The sequence below is a fragment of the Klebsiella sp. C239 genome, from assembly GCF_048822715.1.
GTDB classification, from domain to species: Bacteria; Pseudomonadota; Gammaproteobacteria; order Enterobacterales; family Enterobacteriaceae; genus Klebsiella; species Klebsiella quasipneumoniae.
The window spans coordinates 575,833-596,547 of the sequence record NZ_JBMEZK010000001.1 but is presented as its reverse complement, the minus strand read 5'-3'; the positions used below and the strand labels follow the sequence as shown (position 1 = coordinate 596,547).

Annotated in this window: 21 protein-coding genes, 3 tRNA genes and 2 pseudogenes; 9 read left to right on the top strand and 17 right to left on the bottom strand. The window is 55.9% G+C overall.

Annotated features, from left to right (window positions below):
- The first annotated feature begins 21 nt into the window (after window positions 1-21).
- Window positions 22-1,477: pseudogene (locus ACOI6Z_RS02765) on the top strand (MFS transporter).
- A 37-nt stretch (window positions 1,478-1,514) separates the two neighbouring features.
- On the opposite strand, the gene ACOI6Z_RS02760 reads toward ACOI6Z_RS02765, so the two are convergent.
- Window positions 1,515-1,766 (bottom strand): DUF2766 family protein, encoded by a 252-nt coding sequence (locus tag ACOI6Z_RS02760; RefSeq protein WP_004203448.1) that lies wholly within the window; start codon window positions 1,764-1,766, stop codon window positions 1,515-1,517.
- 147 nt (window positions 1,767-1,913) lie between these two features.
- On the opposite strand from ACOI6Z_RS02760, the gene ACOI6Z_RS02755 reads away from it, so the two are divergent.
- Window positions 1,914-3,350, top strand: coding sequence for an MFS transporter (locus tag ACOI6Z_RS02755; RefSeq protein ID WP_420686909.1), 1,437 nt, complete (start codon window positions 1,914-1,916; stop codon window positions 3,348-3,350).
- Window positions 3,351-3,387: 37 nt separating this feature from the next.
- Here the strand turns inward: ACOI6Z_RS02755 and ACOI6Z_RS02750 are convergent, their stop codons facing one another.
- Window positions 3,388-4,026 (bottom strand): RpiB/LacA/LacB family sugar-phosphate isomerase, encoded by a 639-nt coding sequence (locus tag ACOI6Z_RS02750; protein WP_420686907.1) that lies wholly within the window; start codon window positions 4,024-4,026, stop codon window positions 3,388-3,390.
- 242 nt (window positions 4,027-4,268) lie between these two features.
- Between ACOI6Z_RS02750 and ACOI6Z_RS02745 the strand changes: the two are divergent.
- Together ACOI6Z_RS02745 and ftnA are read left to right on the top strand one after the other, a co-directional pair.
- A pseudogene (locus ACOI6Z_RS02745) lies at window positions 4,269-4,379 on the top strand (hypothetical protein); the annotation flags it as partial.
- Between the two features lie 57 nt (window positions 4,380-4,436).
- Complete coding sequence (gene ftnA / locus ACOI6Z_RS02740; RefSeq protein ID WP_004203451.1) at window positions 4,437-4,934, top strand: non-heme ferritin; 498 nt, start codon at window positions 4,437-4,439, stop codon at window positions 4,932-4,934.
- Between the two features lie 36 nt (window positions 4,935-4,970).
- On the opposite strand, the gene ACOI6Z_RS02735 is transcribed toward ftnA, so the two are convergent.
- Entirely contained in the window at window positions 4,971-5,210 is a 240-nt protein-coding gene (locus tag ACOI6Z_RS02735) for a YecH family metal-binding protein (RefSeq protein ID WP_023290274.1), read from the bottom strand.
- 192 nt (window positions 5,211-5,402) lie between these two features.
- Between ACOI6Z_RS02735 and tyrP the strand changes: the two genes are divergently transcribed.
- Window positions 5,403-6,614, top strand: coding sequence for a tyrosine transporter TyrP (gene tyrP / locus ACOI6Z_RS02730; protein WP_032428925.1), 1,212 nt, complete (start codon window positions 5,403-5,405; stop codon window positions 6,612-6,614).
- 25 nt (window positions 6,615-6,639) lie between these two features.
- On the opposite strand, the gene ACOI6Z_RS02725 is transcribed toward tyrP, so the two are convergent.
- Entirely contained in the window at window positions 6,640-7,308 is a 669-nt protein-coding gene (locus tag ACOI6Z_RS02725) for a YecA family protein (protein ID WP_004203454.1), read from the bottom strand.
- Window positions 7,309-7,406: 98 nt separating this feature from the next.
- A complete protein-coding gene (locus tag ACOI6Z_RS02720; RefSeq protein WP_072421503.1) occupies window positions 7,407-8,288 on the bottom strand; it encodes a dihydrodipicolinate synthase family protein in 882 nt (293 codons plus the stop codon).
- Between ACOI6Z_RS02720 and ACOI6Z_RS02715 the strand changes: the two genes are divergently transcribed.
- Window positions 8,281-8,658: a hypothetical protein gene (locus ACOI6Z_RS02715; RefSeq protein ID WP_130940524.1), complete on the top strand. Its 378-nt coding sequence runs from the start codon at window positions 8,281-8,283 to the stop codon at window positions 8,656-8,658. The two genes, ACOI6Z_RS02720 and ACOI6Z_RS02715, sit on opposite strands and share 8 nt — an antisense overlap.
- Window positions 8,616-9,506 carry a DUF1796 family putative cysteine peptidase gene (locus ACOI6Z_RS02710; RefSeq protein ID WP_048297830.1) on the top strand — a complete coding sequence of 297 codons (891 nt, stop codon included), beginning with the start codon at window positions 8,616-8,618 and terminating at the stop codon, window positions 9,504-9,506. The genes ACOI6Z_RS02715 and ACOI6Z_RS02710 overlap by 43 nt, the downstream gene beginning before the upstream one ends.
- A 386-nt stretch (window positions 9,507-9,892) precedes the next feature.
- Here the strand turns inward: ACOI6Z_RS02710 and ACOI6Z_RS02705 are convergent.
- The 6 genes from ACOI6Z_RS02705 to uvrY all read right to left on the bottom strand — a co-directional run bounded on the left by ACOI6Z_RS02705 (window position 9,893) and on the right by uvrY (window position 13,424).
- A tRNA-Leu gene (locus ACOI6Z_RS02705) sits at window positions 9,893-9,979 on the bottom strand.
- 13 nt (window positions 9,980-9,992) lie between these two features.
- Window positions 9,993-10,066, bottom strand: a tRNA-Cys gene (locus tag ACOI6Z_RS02700).
- 40 nt (window positions 10,067-10,106) lie between these two features.
- A tRNA-Gly gene (locus tag ACOI6Z_RS02695) sits at window positions 10,107-10,182 on the bottom strand.
- A gap of 150 nt (window positions 10,183-10,332) precedes the next feature.
- Window positions 10,333-10,881, bottom strand: coding sequence for a CDP-diacylglycerol--glycerol-3-phosphate 3-phosphatidyltransferase (gene pgsA, locus ACOI6Z_RS02690; protein ID WP_004141115.1), 549 nt, complete (start codon window positions 10,879-10,881; stop codon window positions 10,333-10,335).
- 57 nt (window positions 10,882-10,938) lie between these two features.
- Window positions 10,939-12,771, bottom strand: a complete 1,833-nt coding sequence (uvrC, locus tag ACOI6Z_RS02685) for an excinuclease ABC subunit UvrC (protein ID WP_050533826.1) — start codon at window positions 12,769-12,771, stop codon at window positions 10,939-10,941.
- A complete protein-coding gene (uvrY, locus tag ACOI6Z_RS02680) occupies window positions 12,768-13,424 on the bottom strand; it encodes a UvrY/SirA/GacA family response regulator transcription factor (RefSeq protein ID WP_002911539.1) in 657 nt (218 codons plus the stop codon). The genes uvrC and uvrY overlap by 4 nt, the downstream gene beginning before the upstream one ends.
- 461 nt (window positions 13,425-13,885) lie before the next feature.
- Between uvrY and ACOI6Z_RS02675 the strand changes: the two genes are divergently transcribed.
- A complete protein-coding gene (locus ACOI6Z_RS02675) occupies window positions 13,886-14,110 on the top strand; it encodes a DUF2594 family protein (RefSeq protein ID WP_023290279.1) in 225 nt (74 codons plus the stop codon).
- Window positions 14,111-14,177: 67 nt separating this feature from the next.
- Here the strand turns inward: ACOI6Z_RS02675 and sdiA are convergent, their stop codons facing one another.
- The 5 genes from sdiA to tcyJ all read right to left on the bottom strand — a co-directional run bounded on the left by sdiA (window position 14,178) and on the right by tcyJ (window position 18,529).
- The gene (gene sdiA, locus ACOI6Z_RS02670) at window positions 14,178-14,900 is read right to left on the bottom strand and encodes a transcriptional regulator SdiA (RefSeq protein ID WP_044524003.1); all 723 of its coding nucleotides are present in this window, start codon (window positions 14,898-14,900) and stop codon (window positions 14,178-14,180) included.
- A gap of 313 nt (window positions 14,901-15,213) precedes the next feature.
- A complete protein-coding gene (tcyN, locus tag ACOI6Z_RS02665) occupies window positions 15,214-15,966 on the bottom strand; it encodes an L-cystine ABC transporter ATP-binding protein TcyN (protein ID WP_004203465.1) in 753 nt (250 codons plus the stop codon).
- Window positions 15,963-16,631 carry a cystine ABC transporter permease gene (gene tcyL / locus ACOI6Z_RS02660; protein WP_008804215.1) on the bottom strand — a complete coding sequence of 223 codons (669 nt, stop codon included), beginning with the start codon at window positions 16,629-16,631 and terminating at the stop codon, window positions 15,963-15,965. The genes tcyN and tcyL overlap by 4 nt, the downstream gene beginning before the upstream one ends.
- 15 nt (window positions 16,632-16,646) lie before the next feature.
- Window positions 16,647-17,633 carry a D-cysteine desulfhydrase gene (gene dcyD, locus ACOI6Z_RS02655; RefSeq protein WP_420686902.1) on the bottom strand — a complete coding sequence of 329 codons (987 nt, stop codon included), beginning with the start codon at window positions 17,631-17,633 and terminating at the stop codon, window positions 16,647-16,649.
- A 95-nt stretch (window positions 17,634-17,728) separates the two neighbouring features.
- Entirely contained in the window at window positions 17,729-18,529 is an 801-nt protein-coding gene (tcyJ, locus tag ACOI6Z_RS02650; RefSeq protein ID WP_004203468.1) for a cystine ABC transporter substrate-binding protein, read from the bottom strand.
- Between the two features lie 200 nt (window positions 18,530-18,729).
- Here tcyJ and amyA point away from each other — a divergent pair, with 200 nt between their 5' ends.
- The gene (gene amyA / locus ACOI6Z_RS02645; RefSeq protein WP_044524008.1) at window positions 18,730-20,217 is read left to right on the top strand and encodes an alpha-amylase; all 1,488 of its coding nucleotides are present in this window, start codon (window positions 18,730-18,732) and stop codon (window positions 20,215-20,217) included.
- 41 nt (window positions 20,218-20,258) lie between these two features.
- Here amyA and yedD read toward each other — a convergent pair whose 3' ends face one another.
- A complete protein-coding gene (yedD, locus tag ACOI6Z_RS02640) occupies window positions 20,259-20,693 on the bottom strand; it encodes a lipoprotein YedD (RefSeq protein ID WP_072096626.1) in 435 nt (144 codons plus the stop codon).
- Window positions 20,694-20,715 lie beyond the last annotated feature (22 nt).

The window sequence follows — 20,715 nt, the reverse complement described above, 5'->3', positions numbered from 1 at the left end:
GGGCTGCAGGGAAGACCGATCTTGTTACGCCATCAGTTATCCTACGGCGGCGGTAATCTGTTAGGGAGTGGCGCACTGGCGATAAGCGGGGCATGGCTACTCTATTTTTATACGACCTTTTGCGGCCTGACGCTGATCGAGGCCTCATTTATCTTCTCCGTCGCCAGCATCATCGACGCCATCAGCAACCCGCTGATGGGCTATCTGACGGATAACTTTGGCAAAACGCGGTTAGGCAAACGCTTTGGCCGTCGGCGCTTCTTTTTGCTGATCGGCATTCCGCTGATGCTGTTCTACCCGCTGCTGTGGGTAGAGGGCCTGAGTTTCTGGTACTACCTGTGCACCTACGTGGTGTTTGAGATCATCTACACCTCCATCATGGTGCCCTATGAAACGCTGGCGACAGAGATGACCGATGATTTCTCGCTACGCTCAAAGCTCACCGGCTATAAAGCCATCTTCGGCAAGCTGGCCAACTTCCTCGCCGCATTTATTCCCGGACAGTTCATTCTGCTGTACGGCAAAGATTCCGCCACCCCTTTCTTCCTCACCGGCCTGACCTACGGCGCGATCCTGATCGTCGCGATTACCTGTCTGTGGCTGTGCAGCTGGGAGCGCGAGCGTGCGGAAGCCGTGGATACCAGCGCGAAAAAGGGGCTGCTGAGCACCCTGCTGTCGCTGGCGAAAGACATGCGTTCCACCTTTTATCTGCGCGTGTTCCGCAAACATCTCGGTATGTACCTGTGCGGGTTTGGCGCGGAATGGCTGTTTGCCTCCATCTTCACCTATTTCGTGATATTCGTTCTGCAGCACGATCCGGCAATGGTGGCCGGGCTGAACAGCCTGAACTCGATTCTGCAGCTGATCTCCACCGCGCTGTTTATCGGCCTGTGTGTGAAAAAGGGCTTCAGCAAACCCTATATCCTCGCGCTGGGGATCGTGATTTTCGCAGTCCTGCTGTATACCTCGCTGTGGTTCTTCCATCTGCCGTCAGGCCTGGCGACCGTGCTGATGGACCGTTTACACCTTCCTCGCCGATGTCGACGAGATCTACACCGGACGCCGCCGGGAAGGGATCTATGCCGGCGCCATGACCTTCTCAGGGAAAATTCTGCGCTCGATTGTGGTGTTTTCGATGGGGGCCATCCTGAGCTTTTACGGTTTCCAGTCAAAAGCGCACAGCCAACCGGAAAGCGCCGTGACCGCCATCGCGGTGGTATTCTGCGTCGGTGTCGTCGCCTTAGCCCTGGCCGCCATCGTCTTCAGTAAGCAGATGAAACTGGACCGTAAAGCCCATCTGGTGGTCCTGCAGGAAGTCGCGCGGATTAAAGCGGGCGGTAAAATCAGTGATATTGCGCCGGAGGTGCGGGCAATCGTTGAGGATCTGGTTGGCCATCGCTACGAAGAGTGCTGGGGCAACAGCAAATTGTTTAAAACCGCTGAGGCTGCGCCAACGCAGACCGTGGTTTCCCATTAAAGGAAAAGGCCCCGTCGGTCACCCGCGGGGCCGGTTATTAATGCGTTTCTTCCTGCGGGGTAAACTTCAGCTCAATCAGGGCAATCGCTTTTTGCACCGCGCGAAGCGTCACCGGATCGGCAGAGGCCGGGTGGCTGGCGAAGTCGATGGCTTTCAGCTGACTGGTCATTTTTTCACGCACTTCCACCGGCGCGATGACGTCAATCACGTCGAGGATCTGCTTGATAACCAGCTGGCAGGCAACCACATCGGAAACCAGCTCGTCGTGTTCGGTAAGATGTTGAGACATTAATTACTCCTTTTTTCAGGAGCGTAATAGTACCCTAAATCGTTAACGATAATAAAACCTGCCGTGGCAGGTTTTTTTCGCCACCCGAGTGGCTGGCGGCACCTTTGCTGCCGCTTTGCCGAGGATCCCCTTGATGGCAGCGACAACATGAATACCGCGATCTCTTCCGGGAACGAACGTGCTTTTTCAGCCCCGGCGCTGCTGGTGGCTGGCGCCTTTTTTATGGAGTTTCTCGACGGGACGGTGATCGCTACCGCCCTGCCCGACATGGCGAGAGATTTTGGCGTTACCGCCGTCGAGCTGAATATCGGCATCAGCGCCTATCTGATTACCCTCGCGGTGCTGATCCCCGCCAGCGGCTGGATCGCCGATCGCTTCGGCGCTCGGGCTATCTTCACCCTCGCCCTGGCCATTTTTACCCTTGCCTCGATCTTTTGCGGCCTCTCCAGCGAGATGCATATCTTTGTCGCCATGCGTATCCTGCAGGGGATCGGCGGCGCGCTGATGGTCCCCGTCGGTCGTCTGGCGGTACTGCGCACCACGCCGAAACACCTGCTGATAAAGGCCATCGCCACCCTCACCTGGCCGGCGCTGGTGGCCCCTATTATCGGCCCGCCTTTGGGAGGCTTTATTACCCGCTACGCCAGCTGGCACTGGATCTTCTTTATCAATGTCCCGCTGGGCGTCGCGGCGATTATCCTGTCGCTGCGCATCATTCCTGATATCCGCGAAGCAGAGCGGCGCGCCTTTGATATGACAGGGTTTATCACGACCGCGGTTGCGATGGTCAGCCTGGTCACGGCGATGGAACGGCTCGGCGATCGTCAGCCGCAGATCTGGCCGACGCTGGCCCTCGCCGCGCTTGGCTTCGGCTGTCTGGCGTATGCTATCCGCCACTTCCGCCGGGCGACAGCGCCTATGGTTCGTCTGACGGCGTTGCAGGTGCCGACGTTCCGCGTGACGATGTACGGCGGCTCGCTGTTCCGGGCCTCCATCAGCGCGGTCCCCTTTCTCCTGCCGCTGCTGTTTCAGGTGGGGTTCGGCATGGATCCCTTTCACTCCGGTCTGCTGGTGCTGGCGGTATTTGTCGGCAATTTAACGATTAAACCCGCCACCACGCCGCTGAACCGCTGGCTGGGCTTTCGTCGCCTGCTGTTGATCAACGGCGCGCTGAACGTCTGTTCGCTGCTGGCCTGCGCGCTGCTGGCCTGCGCGCTGCTCACGCCGCAAACTCCGGTCTGGGCGATCATGCTGATCCTTTATCTCGGCGGGGTGTTTCGCTCAGTCCAGTTCACGGGCGTGAGCACGTTGGCCTTTGCCGATGTCCCCGCCGCGCAGATGAGCGATGCCAATACTCTGTTCAGTACCGCGTCGCAGCTGGCGGTGGGGCTGGGGATCACGCTTGGGGCAATCGGCATTCGCCTGGGTGAACAGGTCGGCGACTGGCTGCACCTTTCCGCCGTACCGGGGATCAGCTTTCGCCTGGCGTTTGTGTTTATCGCGGTGATTTGTCTGGTGGGGATGATCGACAGCCTGCATCTGGCCAAAACGGCAGGCAGCAGCGTGTCGGCGAAGAAATCGTAGAGGTTGGAAGGGCCAGCGGCGCTGGCCCTGATAACGATTACCCGACGATCTGGCGGACAAACGCTTCGATCGCTTTATCCTGGCAGTTTTCGAAGAAGCACTGCTGGAAGCGAGGGCCAGAGACCGCGGTTTTCACCAGTTCCGGATCGATGGCGCGCAGGGTATCGAGATAATTTTCTTTGACTACCGCCGCTTTGACCTGGTTGAGGATCCCGGCATTACGCACCTGCGGTTCTTTGCGCTCCGGCGGATAGCCTTCGCCGTTACGACCGGTAAAGGCTTTTTCAAAGATAAACCGCACGTTCAGCTCGGCGCCCCAGCCGAAACCTTTGGCAAACGGCAGCGACAGCGCGTTACCATTGTTGATCTGGGCAAACAGGAACGCATCCGCCGGGTCGATACAGTAGCCGCAGACCACGCCAGGATGGATGTTCAGCGACGTCAGCGCTCCCTGGCCGGTACCGCATCCGGTGACCACGAAGTCGACCGCCTTCGAATTCAGCAGGATGCTGGCCATGATCCCGAGGTGAATATAGGTCAGATGATGATCGTTCTCATCGCTCATACCGACGTTATAGACCGGAAATCCTTTTTCGTCGGCAACCGCGTTAAGCTCCTTGAGGATGATGGCGTTTTTGTTCGCCTGGCTGTTCTCCATCATCAGTGCAATCTTCATGGTTTACTCTCCTGAATGCTGTGCGGGCCTGCCCGCAGAATGTCATTGGCGTTGACTGCACTCTACTACCTGGAAAACAAACTTTCAAATTTTATGAAAAGTTGTTTTAAAAATTACGCAGCGCTTCACACTTTCGCCGCCTCTGCCGCTCAGGTTAGGGTGTCGCCCCCTCATCAGGACGACTCCGCCTGGCGCTCCCCGCCTCGCAATCCGCAGAGGCAGTCATTTCGCCTCCGCAAAAAACTAATAATAAATTAAAACCATTCTCATTTATTATTAAACTGCCAATGCGTGTTATTCCCATTAGCATTTTAAATAAAATCTTTTTAAATTTACTTTTTGCAAATAATTAAATAACAAATTATAGTGGCAGCCGATAACATCTATATTTTAATTCCAGGAGCGCGACGATGCTGAAAACGGAAATGATCGACAAACTGAATGAACAGATGAATCTTGAACTCTATTCTTCTCTTCTTTATCAGCAGATGAGCGCCTGGTGCAGTTATCATAGTTTTGAAGGGGCTGCGGCCTTCCTGCGTCGCCATGCCCAGGAAGAGATGACCCATATGCAGCGCCTGTTCGACTACCTGACCGACACCGGCAGCCTGCCGCGCATCAACGCTATCGCCTCCCCGTTTGCCGAGTATGCGTCACTGGATGAACTGTTCCGCCAGACCTATGAGCACGAGCAGCTGATCACGCAAAAAATTAATGAACTGGCGCACGCGGCTATGACCAGTCAGGATTACCCGACCTTTAATTTCCTGCAGTGGTATGTCGCCGAACAGCATGAAGAAGAGAAATTATTTAAATCGGTAATTGATAAACTGACCCTCGCCGGGAAAAGCGGTGAAGGTCTGTACTTTATCGACAAAGAGCTGGCCACCCTCGATACGCAGAATTAATTGCCCGCGCCGCGACGCTTCTCCGTCGCGGCATTTTCAATGCTGACAAATCTTGTTTTCTGCGGTGGTAAATCCTGCCTCTCTGGCAATAAATTTGCCTTTCTGCTCTAAAAACGCCACCAGCTCCGCAGCGCTCAGATTTTCCGCCGAACAGGTGTGAAAGCGCGCCTCTGCGCCAAAGCGACGGTGAATGGCCGCCTCCAGCGAAGCCACCGTCCAGCACTCCTTCGACGCCAGCATCATCTGCAGCACTTCATGACCATGAATAGAAGACATAACCCCTCCGGAAAAAAACGCCAGCTTAGGCCAGACCGACGGCCCGCGCATTGCGCCAGCGCAGGCTTTCATCCTTTGGACCTTGTAAAGTTTTAATTACAGAGCTTGTAACCCTGATTTGACGAAAGACGCAATATCCCCTACTCTGCGCGGCATAAATTATTGTGATTTGCTGTAGGGATAGCGAAAAGCGTGAAGAACCGCACTCTGGGCAGTATTTTAATCGTAGCCGGCACCACAATCGGTGCAGGTATGTTGGCGATGCCATTGGCCGCCGCAGGCGTCGGCTTTACCGTCACGCTGGGTTTACTTTTCACCCTGTGGGCATTGATGTGCTATACCGCCCTTTTGCTGCTGGAAGTCTACCAGCATGTCCCTGCCGATATGGGGCTCGGTTCCCTGGCGGCGCGCTATCTGGGCCGTTATGGACAATGGATCACCGGGTTCTGCATGCTGTTTCTGCTGTACGCCCTCACGGCGGCCTACATCAGTGGCGCCGGCGAATTACTCGCTTCCAGCCTCAACCAGTGGCTGGACTGGCAGCTGCCGCCGGCTGCCGGCGTACTGATCTTCACCCTGCTCGGCGGGGCGGTGGTGTGCATTGGCACCGCGCTGGTCGACCTGTTCAATCGCTTCCTGTTTAGCGCCAAAATCGTCTTCCTGGTGATTATGCTGGCTCTGCTGATGCCGCACATTCATCAGGTGAACCTGCTCACGCTGCCGGTTGAGCAAGGCCTGGCGCTGTCGGCCATTCCGGTGATCTTTACCTCTTTTGGCTTTCACGGCAGCGTGCCGAGCGTCGTCAGCTATCTGGGGGGCGATATCCGTAAGCTGCGCCGGGTGTTTATTATCGGCAGTTTTATTCCGCTGGTGGCCTATATTTTCTGGCAGCTGGCGACGCTGGGCAGTATCGACGCTCCGGCCTTTACCGCCCTGCTGGCGCAACATGCCGGTCTGAACGGTCTGCTGGAGGCGATCCGCGAAGTGGTAGCGTCACCGCACGTGGAGCTGGCCGTACACCTGTTTGCCGACCTTGCGCTGGCGACCTCCTTCCTCGGCGTCTCGCTCGGGCTGTTTGATTATCTGGCCGATATGTTTCAGCGCAAAAACAGCGTCAGCGGGCGTCTGCAGAGCGGGATGATCACCTTTCTGCCGCCGCTGGCGTTCGCCCTGTTCTATCCCCGCGGCTTCGTCATGGCCCTGGGCTACGCCGGGGTGGCGTTGGCCGTGCTGGCCCTGATGTTACCGGCCATGCTGGTCATGAAGAGCCGCCGACTGCATCCGCAGGCCGCCTGGCGGGTGGCCGGCGGCGCCCCGGCGCTGTGGCTGGTCCTGCTGTGCGGGATCGGCATCGTAGCGATCCAGTTCTGCATCGTCGCCGGGCTGTTACCGGCGGTGGGATAAAAAAAGGGGCCAGCTGGCCCCTTTTTCATTTCGCTAAGCAACACTGCTTATACTTTTTACCGCTGCCGCACGGACAGGGATCGTTACGTCCGACTTTCGTCTCATTTCTTACCGGCTGCGGGACCACCTCCGGCTGTGGATTCGCCATCCAGTACTGGTAAAGCGCCAGCGCCGCCGGGGTGATGCGCTCGATGCTGGCGATAAATTCATCCGCAGTCAGATTATCCAGCGCGGAAAACTGTTCTTCGCTACCGTGGAGCGCAATCGCCTCCAGCTCAGGCTGAAGTTCAGCAGGCAGCGTCGACCAGTCGCTCAGCGCCACGCCGCGCAGATAGCCAAAACACCACTCTTCAACGATGGTCAGCTCCTGACCTTCCGCTTCACGGGTGCCGAACAGCGGTTCGAACTGATCGGGATAAGACTCAAGCCGTTCGGCGATATCGCTCATATGCTGCAGCGTCAGATTGACAAAGCGATCGCGCTCGCGGTCGTTGGCCCAGCGTGGCACATTATCGGCACCACCCCAGATAGCCAGCAGCCACTGGGCGGGTTCGATAGCGGTGGGCGCCGAGAGGATCGCCGTCAACAGGCCATCCAGTTCAGAGACATCCAGAATAGCGCCTTCGGTGGCGTATTTCGCCAGCGTCTCGTCCAGCCATTCCAGTTCGTTTTCGTTTAAAGGTCCGGTATTCATTCACAGGCTCGCATGGTAAAAATCGGGCCTACAGTAGCCGAAATGCCGGCAGAAAGCCACCCGGCAGCGCCCATTGCGCCTGCGTCGACCCGACACAATCAGGCCAGCCCGTGCAGCGCCGCCGCCACGTCGCGACAGGCCTCCTCCCCTAACGGCAGCAAGGGGCGGGGAAGCGTGTCAGGATCACACAATCCCAGAATGGCCGCAGCGGCGGCGACCACCCGCAGGCTGCCGCCGTAGCGGTCAAAGCACCGCCAGAGGGGCGCAAGTTGCTTATTCAGCGCCGCCACCTGTGCCGCATCGCCGTGACGGATGGCTTTCACCAGCGCCAGAGAGATACGTGGAAAGAGGCCGCCGCAGACCGAGTACCAGACCTCGCAGCCGGCCTGCAAGCCCGCTGTCGCCCGAACGTCACCGCTAACGCCAAGCGTCACGCCGCCAGGCAGATGACGACGCAGAGCCGCCACCCGTTCGCTCGCCTGCGGCGCGGGCAGACCGGGAATTTTTATCGAGGCGATGGCCGGTAAGGCAGCAATCTGCCCCTGCAGCTCATCCGATAACGTCACGTGGGTGGTACGGGGGTTGTCATAAAGGCAAACCGGCACCGAGGCATGCCGGCAGACCTCCTCGTAAAAAGCGTAGATCTCCTCCGCAAAGAGCGGCTGATAGGACATCATCGGCAGGAGCAATGCATCCGCCCCGGCCTGCTGGGCATCCTCCACCAGCCGGAGCACCTCGCTGGTGGCGATGGCGCCGACGCCGACCATCATCGGGGTCGACCCGGCATGCGCCTTCGCCACCTGCACCACCCGCTTGCGCTGTTCACGACTGAGATAGGCGTAGCTGCCGGTTGAGCCTAAGATGCCCAGGGAGTCGACTCCGGCATCGGTAAGACGAGCAAGAAGACGAATAAACGCTTTTTCATCGATAGTTTGCTGATGCAGCGGCGTCAGCGGAAATGCGCAAAGCCCTGTGAACATGATGCCTCCGGCAGGCTGGATGAAGTGTCCGGTCGATAGTAGCAGGGAGAGTTCGTTTTGTCCTGGGACAAATGAGCGATTGCCGGTGACAATGGATTGTTTCCCACTACGTGGTGATCCCGTTCGCGAGATTGCCGCCGTCGGCCCAGGCATCGATAGCCACCAGATCCTGCCGAGGATATTCAACGACGCCGTGCCCTGCAGTCGCTATTTTTTTGCTGGATTGCCAATCTTAAATCAACTTGTCATAATCCCGCGCAATTTATATGGCTATATATTTAAGCAGCAATTAAATAAAGCAACACTATGGCTTCAAGCGGATAAAAAATGGCAGATGACATCCAGAAAAAATATCTCAAAATATTGTTAATAAAGTCTACGTATAAAACATTACTGGGTCGCCCCGCAGATCCTGACGGTCTTAAAAATTATTACCATGCAATTTCTGACAAGTCGCTTGCAGAATCAGCACAACTTCTTAACGCATCGCTGATGAACAGTGACGAGTTCAAGCGATTAACACCATCCAGAATGGCATTCGAGAATGTATGTATCCCGCCACATCCTGTATCAGGGATTGAAACTCAAGGACAATGGGCTGTGAAGCACATTGTGTCATTAGGAAGCCATTGTTTAACGTCGTGGACACTGAAAAAATTTAATCTGAAAAAAACCTCTCTGCCTTTTGACTGGATTTTTTCCTGCCCGGCGATGGTCATCGATTGCCTGAGGGACGATTTTCAGACTTTTTTAGACAAAAACGAATATAGCTCATTAAATCGCCAGTCCAAAGAACCCGGCGCCCACCACAATAAATATAAAGAAAAATATAACCTGAATGATATCTTCACCCATCGCGATCCCACCACCCCAGCCGATTATGCGTATTACCTCCGCGCAGTAAAGAGATTCAGGAACATATTAAAAAGCGCGGATGGCAAGCTTTTTGTCATTTGCTGCAGAGAAGAGATCGACCTTGCCAAGGCGCTCCCGGCATTAGTCGCTGAACTTGCTCAGCACACGACGAACTTTTATCTGTTAGCTTTTTCACTGCGGAAACCCTCTCACCTTCAGCTGGAGCGCATCGCGTCCGGGGAGAATTATTCGCTATATCGTTTTACCCCTGAGTCTGAAGAAAGATTTACCGGCAAATTCCCCTCGCTTACGGATGAGATGGTATTTATATCGAAAGTACTTTCTTTCAACCTCGAACTGTAGAGACGGTTTCAACGCCGGTTCGCTGTGTACCCGCTTGCCTCCCCCTGCTGGCCTGGGGGAGCGAGATCGTTCCGATCATATAATCCCCCACCCGCTAAGCCTATTATCCGCCGCGACCCGGACCGGCTTCACTACGGTAAGCCTCTACGCCAGAGGTCTGTGCCGATCACAGACCATGACTTCAGGCCTCTCCTTGCCCGGAGTCAGAACGGCATCCCGTATCATCAGGCGCAGGCTTAGCCAGTAACAATGTTTCGGGTGCAGGACAAGGTGGAGAAGAAAAACAGGATGACATGTCGTGATAAAGCGGGGTTTAAAAACAAAAAAACCACCCGTAGGTGGTTTCACGACACTGCTTATTGCTTTGATTATTCTATATTTCCCAATGGTACCCGGAGTGGGACTTGAACCCACACAGCGCGAACGCCGAGGGATTTTAAATCCCTTGTGTCTACCGATTCCACCATCCGGGCTCGGGATATAAAGTGGAGGCGCGTTCCGGAGTCGAACCGGACTAGACGGATTTGCAATCCGCTACATAACCGCTTTGCTAACGCGCCTTTAATTCTGAAGCACCCGCTACTGCCGATGCTGTTAATCTGGAGCGGGAAACGAGACTCGAACTCGCGACCCCGACCTTGGCAAGGTCGTGCTCTACCAACTGAGCTATTCCCGCATCATCAAGTTATTTGCTAATCACTTGATTTTGTTATCGTCTGGAAGACTGTGCCGCCGTTCGATGCGTTGCATTCTACTTATCTCTCGCGGTGAGTCAACGGTATTTTTCGCAACTTTGCATCGTTTGCTGAAAATAACGGCGAAACGATCACTGATCAAGCAAATCGCCGCGCGCCGCGTTCAAATATTGCAGCATCGACCACAGCGTCAGCACCGCCGCCACGAGGAAAAGCGCGATCCCGGCCCATTCCACCCACGGATAAGGACGCCACAGCATCCACACCAGGGCAGTCATCTGTGCGGTGGTTTTCACTTTGCCAATCCACGAGACCGCCACGCTGCTGCGTTTTCCCAGCTCCGCCATCCACTCGCGCAGCGCGGAGATAATAATTTCACGGGCAATCATCGTCGCCGCCGGCAGCGTGACCCACCAGGTGTGATAGTGCTCAGCGACCAGCACCATGGCGATAGCCACCATGACTTTATCGGCCACCGGATCGAGGAAGGCGCCGAACCGGGTACTCTGGTTCCAGCGACGGGCGAGGAATCCATCAAACCAGTCAGTCACGGCGGCAACAAAGAAAATCAGCGCGCAGGCAAACGGCGCCCAGCTAAAGGGCAGATAAAACGCCAGCACAAAGAACGGGATCAGGATGACGCGGAACAGAGTAAGCAACGTAGGGATATTAAATTGCATAGTGACGGGTAACTATCTGTTGTAAGTAAAAATTAGCCCTATGTTGCTACAGAGCCCCTAATGTTTCAACGAGTAGAAGATCTTTTCTGCCAGAGCGTGAGAGATGCCCGGTACTTTGGCAATTTCTTCGACGCTGGCCTGCTGCAGCCCCTGCAGCCCCCCCATGTACTTCAGCAGCATCTGGCGACGCTTCGGCCCCACCCCCTCGATAGTCTCAAGCGAGCTGGTGCTCTTCACTTTCGCCCGTTTTTTGCGATGTCCGGAGATCGCATGATCGTGCGATTCATCGCGGATATGCTGGATCACGTGCAGGGCCGGCGAATCCGGCGGCAGGCTAAATCCCTCGCCTTCCGGTTCAAAGAATAACGTTTCCAGGCCGGCTTTACGATCGCTACCTTTCGCCACGCCCAGCAGCAGCGGATGATGTTTATCCCAGGGGACGTCCAGCTCGGCAAACACCGCTTTCGCCTGCGCCAGCTGCCCCTTGCCGCCGTCTATCAGGATCACATCCGGAATCTTGTTGTCATCAATCGCTTTACCATAGCGACGGCGCAGGACCTGATTCATCGCCGCATAGTCATCGCCCGGGGTGATGCCGGCGATATTGTAGCGCCGGTACTCCGCGCGCAGGGGGCCATTGCTGTCAAATACCACGCAGGAGGCGACGGTCTGTTCGCCCATGGTGTGGCTGATATCAAAGCACTCCATCCGCTTCACGGCCGGCAGCTCCAGCACGGAGGCCAGCGCCTGCAGACGCTGATGAATGGTCGATTGCTGAGACAATTTCGTGGTTAACGCCGTGGCGGCATTGGTGCGCGCCAGCTTAAGGTAACGCGCCCGGTCGCCGCGCGGTTTAGTTTGCACATGAATTCGGCGCCCCGCCAGTTCCGACAGCGACTCGGCCAGCAGCGTCTTATCCCCGAGGTTGAAGTCGAGCAAAATCTCTCCCGGCAGCGTGCGCATCTGGCTGCCCTGCAGGTAGAACTGGCCGACAAAGGTCTCCACGACCTCGCCCAGCTCGGTGCCGCCCGGCACTTTCGGGAAGTAGCTGCGGCTGCCCAGCACTTTCCCCTGGCGGATAAACAGCACATGGACGCAGGCCATTCCGGCATCGAAGGCAACCCCGATCACGTCAAGATCGTCGCCGGTGTTAGAGACAAACTGTTTCTCCGTCACGCGGCGGACGGCCTGAATCTGGTCGCGAATGCGCGCCGCCTCTTCAAACTCGAGGTTCTGACTCGCCTTCTCCATCCTCGCGATGAGCTGAGTCAGCACCTGATCATCTTTGCCGGCGAGAAACAGCCGCACATACTCCACCTGCTGAGCATACTCGTCTTCACTGACCAGCCCCGCCACGCACGGCCCCAGGCAGCGGCCAATCTGATACTGTAGACAGGGACGGGAGCGATTGCGGTAGACGCTGTTTTCACACTGACGGATGGGAAAGATTTTCTGCAGCAGCGCCAGGGTCTCGCGCACGGCATAGCCGTTGGGAAAAGGACCAAAATACTCGCCCTTCGCATGTTTGGCGCCACGATGCATCGCCAGACGCGGATGGGTATCGCCGCTGAGGAAGATAAAAGGATACGACTTATCGTCGCGCAACAGCACGTTGTACCGCGGCTGGTACAGCTTGATATAGTTGTGTTCAAGCAGCAGCGCTTCCGTCTCAGTATGGGTGACGGTCACGTCGATTTGCGCGATCAGCGCCACCAGCGCTTCCGTTTTACGCGACGCGAGGTTGCTGCGGAAGTAGCTGCTGAGCCGCTTTTTCAAATCTTTGGCTTTGCCAACATAGATGACGGTTCCGCCAGCATCATACATCCGATATACACCGGGCTGGCTGGTTACCGTTTTCAGGAAAGCTTTTGCGTCAAAAACATCACTCACTGGCTTGCTAACGACTCCGCATTACACAGGCCATGGCGAATTGCCAGGTGGGTCAGCTCGACATCGCCATGAATGTTCAATTTGCTGAACATCCGATAGCGATAGCTGTTAACCGTTTTAGGACTCAGATTCAGCTGCTCTGAGATCTCATTCACCTTCTGACCTTTGGTGATCATCAGCATAATCTGCAATTCGCGTTCAGACAAACTGGCAAACGGCGATTCTGTTTTTTCCGGTTCAATCTGACTTAACGCCATTTGCTGAGCAATATCGGAGGCAATGTAACGTTGCCCGGACGCGACGCAACGAATCGCATTCACCACTTCCTGTGGCGCAGCGCCCTTACTGAGATACCCTGCCGCCCCTGCCTGCATGACCTTGGCAGGTAAAGGATTCTCGGTATGCACGGTCAACATGATCACTTTCGTGCCCGCTACCGAGCGCGCGATTTTGCGCGTCGCTTCCAGACCACCGATCCCGGGCATGTTCATGTCCATCAGGACGACATCAGCGGAATTAGCCCGGCACCACTTGACGGCGTCTTCGCCGCAGCAGGCTTCGCCAGCGACTTTAATCCCTTTTATATCTTCCAGAATGCGTCGTATCCCTGCGCGCACCAGTTCGTGGTCATCAACAAGAAGAACGTTGATCAAAGGAATAATCTCCAGAATGAGGGATAACGCTACTGATACTTTATCTCCCACATATTACCGGGTTTTATTGCTAATTTAAAAGGCAAAAAAATGCCGTCTCCTCGATTTGGCTCTCATTTATGGCAATGTCTGTGCACACTGAGTGGAAAGTCATTGCGAACAATCAGTTGCCCGAGGCTTATTTTTTAACAATCCTCATACAGAAGGCACAAAAAACACAACAGATTACGTAGCGCATAAATACGAGGCAAAATATGTAACAATTATTAACGTGCTAAATAATTGGGGGAAATTATTGCGCTGCTGACAGCTATTACGTCTTATCTGATGCATAAAATCATTCACAACTCAGATGAGAGAACAGAAATTAAGCACTCCTTTTTTTTCTGTCGCTTGTGGTATACTGCGCGGCCTTCACATTCAGACAGGCGCAATAGCGCAGCGAGCAAACGAGGATATCGATGAGCACACCAGATTTTTCCACTGCAGAAAATAATCAAGAACTGGCGCAGGAAGTCTCCTGCCTGAAAGCGCTGATGACGCTAATGCTGCAGGCGATGGGTCAGGCAGACGCGGGTCGCGTGATTATTAAAATGGAAAAGCAGATCGCGCAGATGGAAGATGAGGCTCAGGCCGCCGTATTCTCCAGCACCGTTAAGCAAATTAAACAAGCATACCGGCAGTAATCTTGTACCGGCTGAAAGTATGACTGACAGCCGGTATCACGTCTGGCACGCAGAACGGCAGGCGCATTCAGATTAGCCCTGTCGCCACGGCGTAACAGGCAATTTGCGTTTTATTCGGCGCGTTAAATTTCCGTTGCATATTCTTCTGATGGAAATTAACCGTATTTTCCGAAATCGAGAGAATCATCGCCACCTCCGCCGAGGTCTTTCCTTCCGCGGTCCATTTGAGGATCTCCAGTTCGCGCCGGCTGAACTTCATCTCCGGCGGCATCACCATCTCATCTTCCAGACGCAAGAGCGTCAACAGGCTCAACTCCGTCAGCGTTCGCAGGCGCAGCTCCAGTTCATCATCAGGATAAGCGTTCGGCAAACGGTTGTTCGCGGAGACGGAGAGAAAACCCTGAGCATGATTCGGCAACGTCAGACACTGTGTCACCCCTTTTTGCAAACCATGGTCGCGCGCCCCGTCCCATAATGCCTGCGCATCGCGAAACAGCCCATCTTCCCATGGCAGATGGCCACGCATAAAATTCTCCGGGCGTAACACGGGATCTATCGTGAAATAATTCTCTGCCTGGTAATGAGACATCCATGCGCGGGGATAGGTCGACTGAAACGTGACGCGGGGGCGAGTGAAAGGCACCGGGTGACGCACACAAAGCGTGTAGTAATCATATTCCAGCGTTTCTGTTTCTCGTTGCAGGAGATTATAAACCTCCTCACCGGCGGCCATGGACTGAAATTGATGCAGCATATCCCGCCGCCAGCTGAAAAAATCATTGTCCCTCATAGCTGTGCAAATAACTCCTGATTGATAATCATTATTATAAATACAGAAAACTAACACATAAATCTTATTTATATGTATAAAATATCGTAGCTGTCGCATTTATTAGCCTGAAGGCTTGCCTTTTTTCCGCTCGCTGCGCTGAAACTAAGGCCCTCCCTTCATTTTCTACACCCTACACGGGGGGATGGGAAGCGGTGTATACGGCCAGGGGAGTCAATAGCACGAAAATGTGATGATGGGGCGTTCCCCCGGCGTGGAAGCGGGCTGAACGCGGCGGCCCTCGCGATGGAGCGCCGCCGCGCCAGCGCCTGCTCTACTGCATCAGGAATTTTTCGAGGAACTGGCGGGTACGCGGCTGCTGAGGCGAGGCGAACAGCGCTTTGGCCTCGCCTTGTTCAACGATGCGTCCCTGATCCATAAAAATCGCCCGATCGGCAACGTCGCGAGCGAAGCTCATTTCATGGGTCACGATAACCATGGTGCGTTTCTCCTGCGCCAGCTGGCGGATGGTATTGAGCACCTCCCCTACCAGCTCAGGATCAAGGGCCGAGGTCGGTTCATCAAACAGGATCACGTCCGGACGCATGGCCAGCGCGCGAGCAATGGCGACCCGCTGCTGCTGACCGCCGGAGAGGCGGCGCGGATAGCTGTTCTCTTTGCCGCTGAGGCCTACCTTCGCCAGCAGATCGCGCGCCCGCGCCATCGACTCCTGCTTGTCTTCGCCTTTTACGATGACCGGCCCTTCAATAATGTTCTCCAGCACCGTCCGGTGGGGAAACAGGTTAAAGTTCTGGAAGACAAAACCAACGTGCTGGCGCAGCCGCCGAATAAGCCCTTTTTGCGGCCCGAGGCTGCGACCGGCGTCGATCGTCACATCGCCGACGCGGATAGTGCCGCTCTCCGGTTGCTCCAGCAGATTAATGCTGCGCAGCAGGGTAGTCTTCCCCGAGCCGCTGGGACCGATGATCGCCACCACTTCGCCTTCCTGCACCTCCAGGTCGATACCGTGGAGCACCGTCTGGCCATGGAATTTTTTCACCAGGCTTTTTACTTCAATCGCACTCATTTCGGATCACGCTCCTGGCGGTTCAGCTGGTTTTCAAAATAGTTCTGCAGCGAGGAGAGCACCGTCGCCATCACCCAGTAGATCAGAGAGGCTGCCAGATACATGGTGAAGACCTCCAGCGTACGCGAGGTGATAAGCTGCGCCTGACGGAACAGCTCCGGCACCTGGATCGTCGCCGCCAGCGAGGTATCTTTTACCAGGCTGATAAAACTGTTAGAGAGCGGCGGCAAAGCGACCCGCGCCGCCTGGGGTAAAATAGCCCGACGCATTGTCTGCCACGGGGTCATACCGATACTGGCCGCCGCTTCCCATTGCCCTTTGTCAATTGAGGCGATGGCCGCGCGCAGGGTTTCCGCCGCGTAGGCCGCCGTGTTCAGCGACAGGCCGATCATCGCCGCCGGGATCGGGTCAAGTTCAATGCCAAACTGCGGCAAACCGTAGTAGATCATGAACAACTGGGCGATAAGCGGTGTCCCGCGAAAAATGGAGATATACATGCGCGCCAGCCATTTTACCGGCCAGAGGGGCGACATGCGCATCAGCGCCAGGATAAAGCCCAGCACCAGGCCGAAAAACATCCCGCCAATGCTCAGCTGCAGCGTAAAGACGGCGCCTTTCAGCAGAAAAGGCGCGGAATCGATGACCAGTTGGATACTTTCTTGCATGCTGTGGTTTCTATATTAGACGTGAGGATGATAGGCAAACAGCGCCGGCGCTCCGCCGGTGTGGACGAACAAAATCGGCCCTTCATCCTTAAAGCGCTTCTGCGTAATGCCATCGATAAGTCCGGCCATCGCTTTGCCGGTATAGACCGGGTCAAGCAAAATACCTTCCAGTTGCGCCAGCAGCTTCACGGCGGCCATCCCTTCCTCGTTTGGCGTCCCGTAGCCCGGTGCAAAGTAATCATCCCACAGGATGATGTCGGCTTTCGCCTGCAGCTCAAGGCTGTTGGCCACGGCCTGCTGCAGCGCCACCACTTTCGGCAACTGGTCGGCAACAGCGCGCGACACCGTCACCCCGATCAGTTCCGCCTGCGGCATTAGCTGTTCAAGGCCGACCGCCAGTCCGGCATGGGTGCCGGCGCTCCCGGAGGCGACCACCACCGACGAAATCTCCACTGCGTCTTCGCACTGCTGGGCGATTTCCAGCGCGCTTTCCACATAGCCTAGCGCCCCAAGGGCGTTAGAGCCGCCGACCGGAATGACATACGGGCGGTACCCCTGCGCTTCGATACGGGTCGCCAGCTCGTCGAGCTGGGCAGCGGGATCGGTCAGGGCATCGCACATCTCAATCTGGGTATTAAACAGATCCAGCAGCAGGCGGTTGCCATTGCTCAGATAGTTCTCCGCCCGGGTGCCGATGGGATTTTCCAGCAGCGCTACGCAGTGCAGGCCCAGTTTGGCGGCGACCGCCGCCGTCTGGCGCACATGGTTAGACTGGATCGCGCCGGCGGTGATTAAGGTATCAGCCCCTTCGCGCAGCGCATCGGCGGCGAGAAACTCCAGCTTACGCAGTTTGTTGCCCCCCATCGCCAGCGGCGTCGTATCATCACGTTTGATAAAAATTTCGCGCCCGAGGTGATCGGACAGACGCGGAAGATACTCCAGCGGCGTCAGCGCGCCGATCAGTTCCAGACGCGGAAAGCGGGTTAAATTTTGCAGTGACATGGCCCCTCCTGACTCAGTTATGCTTCATTATGCACACAGTTACGCGCTAAATAAAAAAAGGCGCTTCCAGGAGCGCCTTTTTTCACCGCTGGCCGTTATTTTGTCACGTCAGCGCCAAACCATTTCTCGGACAGCGCCTTCAGGCTGCCATCTTTCTGCATATCCGCAATCGCGCCATCTACCGCTTTCAGCAGGTCATCGTTGCCTTTACGCAGCGCAACGCCAGCTTCCTGACGGGAGAACGCTTCGCCGGTGACCGCCAGCGTATTGTTGGTTTTCTTCACCAGATCCAGCGCCGCCAGACGGTCAACCAGAATGGCGTCAATACGGCCTACGCGCAGATCCTGGTATTTGGTCGGGTCGTCGTCATAGGTGCGGACATCCACGCCCTGGACGTTCTGACGCAGCCACTCTTCATAGTTAGTGCCCAGCCCGACGCCCACTTTCTTGCCTTTCAGATCCGCCGCGGTTTTAATCGCGCCTTCGTTGCCTTTCTTCACCAGCGCCTGCACACCGGAGATCGTGTACGGGGTAGAGAAATCGTATTTCTTCTTACGCTCATCGGAGATAGTGACCTGGTTAATCACCACGTCAATGCGTTTGGAGTCCAGCGAGGCCAGCATACCGTCCCACTTGGTCGGTTTGAGGTCGGCCTTCACGCCCAGATGTTTCGCCAGCTCGTTGGCGAACTCCACTTCAAAGCCGGTCAGCTTGCCGTCATCACCCTGGAAGCTAAAGGGAGGATAGGTGCCTTCGAGGCCCACGCGCAGCGTGCCGCGCTCTTTAATCTGATTGAGCAGGTTTTCCGCCGCAAAAGTTTTCACGCTAACGCCAGCCATCAAAACAACGGCCATTGCGCCCATCAGCGCCTGACGACCCAGAAGTGCTAATTTCATAGATACCCCGAAGATTAGGATTTTCCTGTAGTGTAAGGCGCTTAACGGCCCGACACCAACATCGTTACGCTACATCTTATGCAAATTTATTATATATGATCCGCTTTAGGGTATAGCGAAATTCAGGGCTTTCCTCACCCGTTTTGCGGGATATCTCCCATACTGCAAAGGTCAGCCTGTTGACGTCTGGAGCATGGAAGATGAAAAACCCCACCTTGTTGCAATGTTTTCACTGGTACTACCCCGCCGGCGGCGAACTGTGGCGTGAAGTCGAAGCGCTGGCCCCCAGTCTTAACGAAATCGGCATCAATATGGTCTGGTTGCCACCCGCCTACAAAGGCGCCTCGGGCGGTTATTCCGTCGGCTATGACACCTACGATCTCTTCGACCTCGGCGAGTTTGATCAAAAAGGTTCTGTCGCCACCAAATATGGCGATAAAACCCAACTGCTGGCGGCGGTTAACGCCCTGAAGGAGCACGACATCGCCGTGCTGCTGGACGTGGTAGTGAACCATAAAATGGGCGCCGATGAAAAAGAGGCCTTGCGCGTGCAGCGCGTCGATGAGCAGGATCGCACGCAAATTGACGAGACGATCATAGAGTGCGAGGCATGGACTCGCTATACCTTCCCGGTGCGCGCCGGGCAGTATTCGCAGTTTGTCTGGGACTACAAGTGTTTTAGCGGCATTGACCACATCGAGAATCCGACGGAAGACGGAGTATTTAAAATCGTCAACGACTACACCGGCGAAGGCTGGAATGAGCAGGTCGATGATGAGCTTGGCAACTTCGACTACCTGATGGGCGCCAATATCGATTTTCGTAATCACGCCGTCACCGAAGAGATCAAATACTGGGCGCGCTGGGTGATGGAGCAGACCGGCTGCGACGGTTTTCGTCTTGACGCCGTGAAGCATATCCCCGCCTGGTTTTACAAAGCATGGATCGAACATGTTCAGGAGGTGGCCCCGCAGCCGCTGTTTATTGTCGCGGAATACTGGTCCCATGAAGTGGAAAAGCTCCAGCAGTATATCGATCTCGTCGAGGGCAAGACGATGCTGTTCGATGCCCCGCTGCAGATGAAATTTCATGAAGCGTCCCGCCAGGGGCGCGATTACGACATGAGCCAGATTTTCAGCGGGACGCTAGTGGAAGCCGACCCCTTCCATGCCGTCACCCTGGTCACCAACCATGATACCCAGCCGCTGCAGGCGCTCGAGGCGCCGGTTGAGCCATGGTTTAAACCGCTGGCCTATGCGCTGATCCTGTTGCGTGAAAATGGCGTGCCCTCGGTCTTCTATGCCGATCTCTTCGGCGCTTCCTATGAAGATACCGGCGGCGACGGACAAACCTACGCCATAGAAATGCCCGTCATCGAGCAGCTACACGAACTGATCGATGCCCGTCAGCGCTTTGCCCACGGCGTGCAGACTCTCTGGTTCGATCACCCCAACTGCATTGCCTTCAGCCGCAGCGGCACCGACGAGGATCCCGGCTGCGTGGTGGTGATGTCCAATGGTGATGAGGGAGAAAAGACCCTGACGCTGGGCGAGAACTATGGCAACAAACGCTGGCGGGATTTCCTGGGCAACCGGGAAGAGATTGTCGAAACCGACGACGAAGGCTGCGCAACCTTTACCTGTAACGGGGGAAGCGTCAGCGTGTGGGTGCTGGAAGCGGTGCTGTAGTCATCTGACGCCGGACGGGCCAGCAGTGGCCCGCCGGAACCTTAGCGCGCGGTGGTCGGCGCGCTGACCGGAGCGGCCGCACGCGCTTTAGCCCACGCCTTCTCGCACTCCGGGGTGAGACGTTCAACGCGGGTCAACGTCATACGATCGTAGGAAAGGGTGTTGCCCTCGCGCTCGATCGGGTAGATATCCAGGGAAGCGGTCACGTTGTAGATATCGCTATCGCGGTTCATCAGTTTCCCCGGCTGGGCGATCACACGCTGCCACTGGCGGCAGTCGAAGGTGTCCCCTTCTTTGGTGACGATCAGGCTGGCGATGGCGTCCGGACTCATCATCTCACTCTGCGGCCCTTTCGTCTGCCAGTAGCCTTCCAGGCCTGCCGGCGCTGGCGCTTTAACAACGTCTTCGTAACGATCAACCTGCACGCATCCGGCCAGCGCCAGCACCATGCCAGCAAAAACTAACTGTTTCATCATTCATCCCACAAGCTGATAAAAA

Excerpts from the sequence above, each read along its gene's own strand:
- ACOI6Z_RS02755 (WP_420686909.1), top strand. The coding sequence starts at position 1,914 with ATGAATACCGCGATCTCTTCCGGGAACGAACGTGCTTTTTCAGCCCCG.
- ACOI6Z_RS02735 (WP_023290274.1), bottom strand. The coding sequence starts at position 5,210 with ATGTCTTCTATTCATGGTCATGAAGTGCTGCAGATGATGCTGGCGTCG.
- tcyN (WP_004203465.1), bottom strand. The coding sequence starts at position 15,966 with ATGAGTGCGATTGAAGTAAAAAGCCTGGTGAAAAAATTCCATGGCCAG.
- amyA (WP_044524008.1), top strand. The coding sequence starts at position 18,730 with ATGAAAAACCCCACCTTGTTGCAATGTTTTCACTGGTACTACCCCGCC.
- ACOI6Z_RS02750 (WP_420686907.1), bottom strand. The coding sequence starts at position 4,026 with ATGAAGATTGCACTGATGATGGAGAACAGCCAGGCGAACAAAAACGCC.
- ACOI6Z_RS02710 (WP_048297830.1), top strand. The coding sequence starts at position 8,616 with ATGGCAGATGACATCCAGAAAAAATATCTCAAAATATTGTTAATAAAG.
- dcyD (WP_420686902.1), bottom strand. The coding sequence starts at position 17,633 with ATGTCACTGCAAAATTTAACCCGCTTTCCGCGTCTGGAACTGATCGGC.
- tcyL (WP_008804215.1), bottom strand. The coding sequence starts at position 16,631 with ATGCAAGAAAGTATCCAACTGGTCATCGATTCCGCGCCTTTTCTGCTG.
- pgsA (WP_004141115.1), bottom strand. The coding sequence starts at position 10,881 with ATGCAATTTAATATCCCTACGTTGCTTACTCTGTTCCGCGTCATCCTG.
- sdiA (WP_044524003.1), bottom strand. The coding sequence starts at position 14,900 with ATGAGGGACAATGATTTTTTCAGCTGGCGGCGGGATATGCTGCATCAA.
- ACOI6Z_RS02725 (WP_004203454.1), bottom strand. The coding sequence starts at position 7,308 with ATGAATACCGGACCTTTAAACGAAAACGAACTGGAATGGCTGGACGAG.
- ACOI6Z_RS02720 (WP_072421503.1), bottom strand. The coding sequence starts at position 8,288 with ATGTTCACAGGGCTTTGCGCATTTCCGCTGACGCCGCTGCATCAGCAA.
- tcyJ (WP_004203468.1), bottom strand. The coding sequence starts at position 18,529 with ATGAAATTAGCACTTCTGGGTCGTCAGGCGCTGATGGGCGCAATGGCC.
- yedD (WP_072096626.1), bottom strand. The coding sequence starts at position 20,693 with ATGATGAAACAGTTAGTTTTTGCTGGCATGGTGCTGGCGCTGGCCGGA.
- ACOI6Z_RS02760 (WP_004203448.1), bottom strand. The coding sequence starts at position 1,766 with ATGTCTCAACATCTTACCGAACACGACGAGCTGGTTTCCGATGTGGTT.
- ACOI6Z_RS02675 (WP_023290279.1), top strand. The coding sequence starts at position 13,886 with ATGAGCACACCAGATTTTTCCACTGCAGAAAATAATCAAGAACTGGCG.
- ftnA (WP_004203451.1), top strand. The coding sequence starts at position 4,437 with ATGCTGAAAACGGAAATGATCGACAAACTGAATGAACAGATGAATCTT.